This window comes from Oleiphilus sp. HI0079 (assembly GCF_001635105.1).
The window spans coordinates 1-9,174 of the sequence record NZ_LWFT01000539.1; the positions used below are offsets into that span (position 1 = coordinate 1).

Consider the following 9,174-nt stretch of genomic DNA (forward strand, 5'->3'; position numbering starts at 1 on the left):
GAATTTGAGTTGCGCGCTTCATCGATGAATGCGTTAGTCGACGATCTTCGCCAGAAGCTGACCAACAACGCGACTTACAGTAGCCAAAAGCTCATCGACCGCCATCGCGCAAAAGGCAAGCTGCTCCCAAGAGAGCGGCTTGCCCACCTACTCGATCCCGGGACACCTTTTTTAGAATTGTCGGCACTTGCCGCTCACGAGGTCTACGAAGAAAGCGTCCCAGGTGCCGGTGCGATATGCGGTGTTGGCATCATCAATGGAACAGAGTGCATGGTTGTTGTGAATGACTCAACAATCAAGGGTGGCACCTACTATCCATTGTCAGTAAAAAAGCACTTACGCGCTCTAACCATCGCCGAGGAAAACCGACTCCCTTGTGTCTATTTAGTGGATTCAGGCGGCGCTAACCTGCCCAACCAAGACGAAGTGTTTCCTGATGAAGACGACTTTGGAAATATTTTTTATCGTCAAGCAAATATGTCTGCGAAAGGCATTCCCCAGATCGCTGTCGTGCTCGGATTGTGTACAGCTGGGGGGGCCTATGTTCCAGCAATGGCTGATGAAAGCATAATGGTTAGAGAACACAGCACGATATTTCTAGCTGGTCCTCCTCTCGTCAAGGCAGCCACTGGCGAAGAGGTGAGCGCTGAAGAATTAGGTGGTGCAGACATGCATTGCAAGGTGAGCGGGGTTGCCGACCACTATGCAGATAGCGAAGAGCACGCCTTGCAAATTGCCAGAGACTGCGTCGCTCATCTGAATTGGCAAAAGCAAAACCCTATCGGTAGACAGCAACCCCATGCGCCGCTTTATTCCCCAAGGGAAATCAATGGCGTTGTGCCGAGTGATTTGAAGACGCCCTATGATGTGCGAGAAGTGATCGCACGCATTGTCGATGGTTCTGATTTTCAGGAGTTTAAGAAACAATTCGGCGAAACATTGGTTTGTGGCTTTGCACATATCGATGGATACCCTGTCGGCATCATCGCAAACAATGGAATTTTGTTTTCAGAATCCGCCCAAAAAGGCGCGCACTTTATAGAGCTCTGCTGTCAGCGCAAAATCCCCTTGGTGTTTCTGCAAAACATTACGGGGTTTATGGTCGGCAAGGAGTACGAGGCAGGCGGCATCGCAAAGCACGGCGCAAAAATGGTTATGGCCGTCGCATGCGCGAAAGTACCCAAGTTCACGGTGATCATTGGCGGGAGTTTCGGTGCTGGCAACTACGGCATGTGCGGACGAGCGTACCATCCTCGTTTTCTATGGATGTGGCCCAATGCCCGAATTTCGGTGATGGGTGGTGAACAAGCAGCAGGGGTGCTCGCGCAAGTAAAACGAGATAGCTTAGAAAAGCGCGGCCTGAACTGGAGCGATGAAGAAGAGCTGGCGCTGAAGACACCTATCATTCAACAGTTCGAGGAGCAGTCCCATCCCTATTACGCAACAGCGCGTCTTTGGGATGACGGGATCATCGAGCCTGCAGACACGCGAAAGGTGTTGGCAATGGCGCTGTCTGCATCAATGAATGCCGCGATTGAAGATACGCATTTCGGCGTATTTCGAATGTAAGGGAATACAAACAATGGAATCACCAGTTGTTCTAACCATTGCCGGCGCTGTAGCCCGACTGACGCTCAATCGTGCCGATAAGCACAATGCCTTCGATGATGAGATCATCGCATTGTTGATTAGTAAGCTCGAAGAGGTCAAAACGCAAAACGAGGTGCGAGTGCTTGTGCTGCAATCGACAGGAAAGAGCTTTAGTGCGGGGGCTGACCTCAATTGGATGAAAAGGATGGCAACACTAAGCTATGAGCAGAACATGGACGACGCACGTCAGCTCGCTTTGCTGATGCACACACTAAACACCCTTCCAATCCCAACGATCGTTAAAGTCCAAGGTGCCTCCTTTGGCGGAGCTATCGGCCTGATCAGTTGTTGTGATATTGCCATCGCAAGCGACAAAGCGAAGTTCTGCCTAAGTGAAGTGAAACTCGGCCTGTCCCCAGCAACCATCGGCCCCTATGTTGTCCAGGCCGTCGGAGCGCGACGTTGTCGTCAGCTTTTCTTAACAGCCGAGCTTTTCAATGCTGAACAGGCCGCCGACTGGGGACTAGTGCATAAACTCGTCACTAGCGAGCAGCTTGAGCAGGAAGTCGACTCAACGATCAACCAAATACTCCAGAGCGGCCCCAGTGCCAGCAAGGCAACCAAAACATTAATTGCAGACATCGAGCGAGGTCTCGACCAGCCTGCCGAGCATACTGCAGAATTAATCGCTCGCCTTAGAGTGTCGGAGGAAGGACAAGCCGGTCTTACTGCATTTTTTGAAAAACAGCGCGCGCCTTGGATAAAGCAATAACAACCAGATGCATTGCCGTAGCGGACAACATTTAGGTAAAACAACGAGGCACATAGGTGCGAGCGAGGATTTTTAAACGATGTCAGAACATGTTCGAGTCGTGGAAGTTGGACCAAGAGATGGCCTGCAAAATGAGAAACAAACCCTGCCTCTCGATACTAAAGTCGAGTTAGTCAATCGCTTATCCGACTCAGGCCTGCAGTATATCGAGACAGGCAGCTTCGTCTCGCCCAAATGGGTGCCGCAAATGGCAAATAGTGGTGCATTGTTTGAACAAATCAACCGAACCAAAGGGGTAACGTACGCAGCGCTCACACCGAATCTCAGAGGTTATCTCGACGCGCATGAATGTAACGCAGACGAGGTTGCTGTGTTCGCCGCGGCGTCGGAAGCCTTTAGTCAAAAAAACATAAACTGTTCAATCTCCGAGAGCATAGAACGTTTTAAAGACTTAGCGCAGCAAGCAAAAGCGGATGACAAAGCAATTAGAGGCTACGTAAGCTGTATTTTCGCCTGCCCATATGATGGAGCCATACCGGTTAAACAGGTAATACAAACTTGCCAGCAACTATTTGACCTTGGGTGTTATGAAGTTTCACTTGGGGACACCATCGGAGTTGGTACCGCTTACGATACAAAACGATTACTCGCGGCCATGTCTGAGCACTTTGATATGGGCAAACTTGCGTTGCATTTACATGATACCTACGGCCAGGCTTTAGGGAGCGTGTATGCGGGTCTAGAGGCGGGAGTTCGCTGCTTTGATGCTTCTATCGCCGGGCTCGGGGGTTGCCCTTATGCGAAAGGTGCTAGCGGCAATCTGGCGACAGAAGACCTCGTGTATCTGCTTAATAGCGGCGGATTCACTACGGGTATCGCGCTCGACTCACTGATTGAAGCGGGTGAATTCATCTCCAATGCACTTGCGCGCCCTACTCACTCTCGCGTAGCGAATGCAATGAACACAAGATCAAACTAAGCCGGCAGGACATAAAGTGGAACTCGACATAAATCAAGCAACAGAGAAGCCGTTATGGTCTCCCTCCAATAAAGATCTCAACGACAGCGTGATGGCTCGATTTTCTGCCTGGCTCGAAGCGAAACAAGATACTCACTTTGATGGCTATGCCGCTCTCCATCATTTCTCCGTAACGCAACCGGAGATATTCTGGGATTCGCTATGGGATTATTTTGGCCTGATCGGCGAACGCGGCTCACAAAAAGTGCAAGATCTGAAGCGACTTCCGGGCGCTGTTTGGTTTCCTGACTCAAAGATTAACTTTGCTGAAAACCTGCTCCGTTATGCAAAAGACACCCCAAATCAGATCGCATGTACGGAAAGTAACGAGCACGGCATTATTCAGTCAATTACCTATTCAGAGCTTGCAAATAAAGTGGCAACACTTGCCACTGAGTTGCGCAAGCTCGGCGTTAAGGAGAGCGATCGAGTTGCGGCGATCAGCACAAACTCGCATCATGCCATTGTTGGCATGCTTGCAACGGCCTCCATCGGCGCTGTCTGGTCTTCTTGCTCGCCCGATTTTGGCGTAAGCGGTATTCTAGATCGATTCGAGCAAATACGACCTACCGTGCTTCTTGCGTGCAATCGATACCAATACGCAGGCAAGGTTATTGACTGTGTTGAAAAGGTCACGCTCGTAGCGGAAGCACTGGATTCATTGCAAGCAATCATATGCTTTAATCCATTAGCCACGGAAGCGGATGCGGCAGATCAATGCGATGGAGATGTCGATACGATCAATACCAATGTTCCAATATTTCGATGGAATCGCATAGTAAACAGCCAGAGCATACCGCCTCTCCAATTTACGCGCGTCGCTTTCAATGCGCCCTTGTATATATTGTTCTCATCGGGCACGACCGGTAAACCAAAGTGTATCGTCCATGGTGTCGGCGGCACCTTGCTGCAACATGTTAAAGAGCTTGCCTTGCATACTGACGTAACCTCAGGCACGCGCTTATTCTATTTTACAACCTGTGGTTGGATGATGTGGAACTGGTATGTCTCCGGCCTCGCACTGGGGGCATCGCTCGTACTCTATGATGGTTCCCCTTTTCATCCCAAGCAAAGCGTCCTATTTGACCTGGCCGATGACGCACAGATTGAGGTCTTCGGAGCAAGTGCAAAGTACTTTTCAGCCGCCGAAAAGTTCGGCTTGAAACCTCGCCAAAGCCACAACCTAACATCTTTAAAAAGCATACTTTCAACCGGCTCCCCCCTTGTGCCAGAAAGCTTCGACTATCTCTACCGAGATGTATCGCATGATGTGAGAGTGTCGAGTATTTCAGGCGGAACAGACATCGTTTCTTGCTTTGCGCTGGGCTCTCCAACCCTACCGGTTTGGCGCGGCGAGCTCCAATGCGCCGGGCTTGGAATGGACATTGATTTTGTCGACGAGCAAGGCGTATCGCTTGATCAGGGTAAAGGAGAGTTAATCTGTAGAACCGCGTTTCCCTCCATGCCTGTTTGCTTCTGGAAAGACACAGATGGCTCGCGATACTTCGATGCCTATTTCGCCCGCCACAATAATAGTTGGGCACATGGCGACTTTGGCGAACTCTGCCAACACAAGTTGAACGATGGTTCGCATCAACGCGGGGTAATGATTCACGGTCGCGCTGATGCAGTGCTAAACCCTAATGGGGTGAGAATAGGTACAGCTGAAATTTACAGGCAGGTAGAAAAGGTGGACGCTGTATTTGAATCTCTTGCAATCGGGCAAAAATGGCATGGAGACGAGCGCATTATTCTCTTCGTCAAACTGCAACATGGCCAAGTACTCGATGAAGCACTTAAAAACGACATAAAGCAAATTATCCGCACCAACACGAGTCCAAGGCACGTTCCTGCTAAGATAGTCTCAGTGCCAGATATACCAAGAACACGTAGTGGTAAAATTGTTGAGCTAGCGGTTCGCTCCATTGTTCACGGTGAAGAAGTGAAAAACACAGAGGCATTAGCGAACCCGGATGCACTGGACTATTTTCGAGATCTCGTCGATCTGAAGGATTAAGCCATGAACAGAGCGTTCAACTTCAAAACGATCATTACTCTGATGATCACTTCTGCGGCCACCCTGTCCGCAAACACGCACAGCGCGCCTCAGCAAAGCGATATGCTCGAGCCCGAATCCGCGACGGGCAAATCTGCATTGGTTCAAAACGCGATTGCTCAAACCAAGCAGCTGGAGGCATCCAAGCACATGGTCGTCAGTGCAAACCCCTACGCCAGTAATGCAGCGCTTGAAGTGCTTCGCAACGGAGGAAACGCATCCGATGCAATGGTAACCGTGCAAACCGTACTTGGTCTTGTTGAGCCCCAATCTTCTGGCTTAGGCGGTGGCGCATTTACACTTTACTTTGATGCAAAAAAGCAGAAATTAACGGCGTATGATGGTCGCGAGACAGCGCCATTGGACGTAACGCAAGACCTTTTTCTAGCCAAAGATCAAACCCCTTTAGGTTTCTTTGAAGCCGTTGTTGGTGGGCGTTCTGTAGGCACTCCCGGGACCGTAGCACTTTTAGGTCACATTCACGGAAAATACGGAAGCAAGCCTTGGGGTGAACTTCTCGAACCGGCAATCAAACTCGCGGAGCAAGGATTTCAAGTCAGTCCAAGACTCGCAAACGCGATCGCAACAGATCGTGAGCGACTAAGCACGGATGCCGATTCGCGCGATTACTTTCTTCCAAACGGTGAGCCCCTAGCACAAGGTATGATCGTCAAAAATCAAGCTTATGCTGATGTACTGCGTATGCTTGCAGCCGAAGGCCCTAAGGCTTTCTACACGAAGCGCTTTGCGCAAACGATTGTTGCTAAGGTTCAGTCCTCTGCGAACAAGGGATACTTATCTGTCGATGACTTCACCCGCTATGAGGTTGTCGAGAGAGAGCCGGTTTGTGCTCCCTTTTTGCGTTATCGCGTTTGCGGCATGGGACCGCCGAGCAGCGGTGCTGTATCGGTGGGCCAAATACTCATGATGACTGAGGCGGCAAACACGTCTGATTACCCACCAGAATCAGCCGATGCGTGGCAAGTAATTTCAGACGCAACACGCCTCTCTTTTGCGGATAGAAACACCTATCTCGCCGACCCAGATTTTTTCGATGTGCCTGGCTGGCTGCTCAATGAAAACTATATTCAACAGAGAGCCGCCTTGCTTACTGTTGGCAAACCCTTAACACAGGTTGCTCCAGGAACCTTTCAGAATAACGCGCAGAGTAGCGTGGTCGAAGGTATTCAAATCGAGCAAGCGTCGACGACGCACTTTTCAATCGTGGATTCTCAGGGCAACGTTCTCTCCAGCACCAGTACGATCGAAAATGGATTCGGTTCAAGATTGATGGTGAATGGTTTCTTGTTAAACAATGAGCTAACAGATTTTTCATTCTCGTATGAAAACGAACAAGGTTTGATCGCGAACCGTGTTCAAGCTGCAAAGCGGCCTAGATCGTCGATGGCCCCCACCATCGTTATGGAAACCGGCGCCCCCAAAATGGCCATTGGATCGCCCGGTGGATCAAGGATCATTAACTATGTTGCCAACTCGCTGATACGCACTTTAATGTGGAATCAGCACCCTTATAACGCGATCAATGCAGCGCATATCAGTAACCGATATGGGCAAATGGATGTAGAGAAGCTGAAGTTGGATGACGAGTTGGTCGCTCGTTTTAAAAAAATGGGATACGAGACACAAGAGCGCGATCTCAATTCAGGTCTCCATGTGATAAAAATCGACAAAGCGAATGCGCGTTTGATAGGTGCGGCGGATGAGCGACGCGAGGGACACGTTGCCGGCGATTAGCCTTGAGACGACGAGCAACGAACGACTAAAGCCCTTGTTTTAGCTCTTTCCGCTGCCGGAGTTTTTCTAGCACCTTTAGAAACATCGGTTCGGAAGGCTCCGCATGGATACAGTAATCCTCATCGAGATATCGAAATTTGATCTGGTATGCGTGTAAAAAACATCGTTCAGCCGAAGTACCACCGTAACGCGAATCACCAAGGATAGGGCTACCTAAAGACTTGCATGCGACACGAAGTTGATGGGTTTGCCCTGTCTGCGGCATTAACCAAAACCCCCATCCTTCATCAGACGGGCATGCGTAAAACCGCGTAACACTGGGGTTAAGATGTGTTCTGCAGAGCTTGTAGCTACCGCCCCTCGATTTCTCCATATCTCCCGATATAAGCCCCTGTTTCTTCTTGGGTTTTTTATCACTAATGGCGAGGTAAACTTTGTCGACCGTTTTTGATTGAAATAGTTGCGAAAGCGCACTATTCGCTCGGCTATTTTTCGCAACTAACAGAGCACCGCTTGTCACACGATCTAGGCGATGGACAGGGTATAAAGCATCCGAGCCGATTTGCTCACGTAATAGAGCAACAAACCCTTGGACCGACTCCCCCGCATTATTCTCTGAATGAAACGCGAGATTGTGGGGTTTCTCGCAGACCAAAAAATCGTCATGCTCAAAAAGCAGTCTAATTTTCTGAGGGTTCATATCGTGCCTTATCGTTAAGGGAGATTGGAACCAATTGCATGGATAATTTTGGTACTTTAATTGGCGCTGAGCGGAGTTGCTTGAAAAAGAACTGCGACGCATCCTGCGCCAAATTGAGCAGCCCGTATTTGAACGGGACGCCGACAAGCCCTGTTGCAAACTCCTTCGCTACGGTTATACGCTTCTCTTTTGCGTATAAGTTTGCGTAACTCGCTATCATTGCTGAGACTGAGCGAGATAAGTGCAAGTAATCGCTCTGAATTGTCATTCCAAGCTGATAAGTATTAGAGAGCAGCTGAATGGCCGCGCTTGTGCGAATTTGCAAACCTGCCCCTCCCTCTTGATAAAACTTCCAAAGCTCCCACGGCTCTATCGGCACAATGGATTTCTTACTAAGTGTTTCGCTGAGCGCTTCTACTATCCTTGAGCGCTGCTCCGAGTGCTTCTCTGGGTCAGTACTCATCGCAATAAGCGTGTCAGCCAGTTCTTCAATGTCGCCNCACAGAGCGGCGCTGAGATACGAAAACACGTAGCCCCACTTACCCGACATTTGAATACTGTTGCCCCAATCGATGAGATAAAGCGCATTCGATTCGTCTACAAGCACGTTGCCAGGGTGGAGATCACCATGCAATTCCTGATACAACACCAAGTGCTCGACAATCGTGTAGATAAAATTATGCGCGATGGCACGGCGCTTTTCTTCTCGATTTCGCGCGCCTTCTAATGCTTGGGAAATCGGTTTGGCTTTGGCGACATACTCCATCTCAATGATGCGACCGCTAGCGCCGTATACCTTCGGAACATTCCAAACAGCTGAATGTAACGAGCGCTCATAAAATCGTTGTTGCGTGTCAGCCTCTTGTGAGAAATCCAACTCTTGTTCAAAGCCCTTCGTGAACTCTTTTATCTGAAGTGCCATAGAACGTAGAAACGGCTTGAGCTTAGAGTGTGGTGCCCAGTACTGGCTACTAATCAACATTAGCTCAATCGCAAGAGACCCCATCGCAAACTCGCGTTCCAGATTATGTCTCGCAACTTTGACGACAATAGGGACCAGCACGGCATTTCCATTACGCTCAACGGCTTTTTTAGCGAGGAACACGGAACCAATTGAGCCGGATTTGAGAGGTTTGCTCGCGTCAAATTCATAGTAAAGCGATTCGGGTGCTTGCCCAAAATCTTCGATAAAGGCGTTACGGACCTGCTCTGCCGTCATTGGCTCTACATCTTGTTGAAAGACCTCTAGTTCGCGCGCAATCTCTTCTGGAAGAAAGTCTGCA

7 protein-coding genes are annotated in these 9,174 nt (G+C 49.6%); 5 read left to right on the plus strand and 2 right to left on the minus strand.

Translation table 11 applies throughout. The annotated features are described in order from the left end of the window. The 5 genes from A3750_RS08150 to ggt all read left to right on the plus strand — a co-directional run. On the plus strand, positions 1-1,569 hold a 1,569-nt coding region (locus A3750_RS08150), incomplete at its 5' end, for a carboxyl transferase domain-containing protein (RefSeq protein ID WP_197474958.1). Between the two features lie 13 nt (positions 1,570-1,582). Beyond that, the gene (locus A3750_RS08155) at positions 1,583-2,362 is read left to right on the plus strand and encodes an enoyl-CoA hydratase-related protein (RefSeq protein ID WP_068548158.1); all 780 of its coding nucleotides are present in this window, start codon (positions 1,583-1,585) and stop codon (positions 2,360-2,362) included. Between the two features lie 79 nt (positions 2,363-2,441). Further along, a complete protein-coding gene (locus tag A3750_RS08160; protein ID WP_068452326.1) occupies positions 2,442-3,341 on the plus strand; it encodes a hydroxymethylglutaryl-CoA lyase in 900 nt (299 codons plus the stop codon). Positions 3,342-3,357: 16 nt separating this feature from the next. Beyond that, on the plus strand, positions 3,358-5,397 hold the full coding sequence (locus A3750_RS08165) for an acetoacetate--CoA ligase (RefSeq protein WP_231871768.1): 2,040 nt from the start codon (positions 3,358-3,360) through the stop codon (positions 5,395-5,397). Between the two features lie 3 nt (positions 5,398-5,400). After that, entirely contained in the window at positions 5,401-7,191 is a 1,791-nt protein-coding gene (gene ggt / locus A3750_RS08170; protein ID WP_068464230.1) for a gamma-glutamyltransferase, read from the plus strand. 25 nt (positions 7,192-7,216) lie between these two features. Here the strand turns inward: ggt and A3750_RS08175 are convergent, their stop codons facing one another. Beyond that, entirely contained in the window at positions 7,217-7,891 is a 675-nt protein-coding gene (locus tag A3750_RS08175) for a TIGR01621 family pseudouridine synthase (RefSeq protein WP_068457455.1), read from the minus strand. Continuing rightward, positions 7,872-9,174, minus strand: a 1,303-nt coding sequence (locus tag A3750_RS08180) for an AarF/UbiB family protein (protein WP_156498486.1), incomplete at its 5' end; no start/stop codon positions are given. The genes A3750_RS08180 and A3750_RS08175, both read right to left, overlap by 20 nt.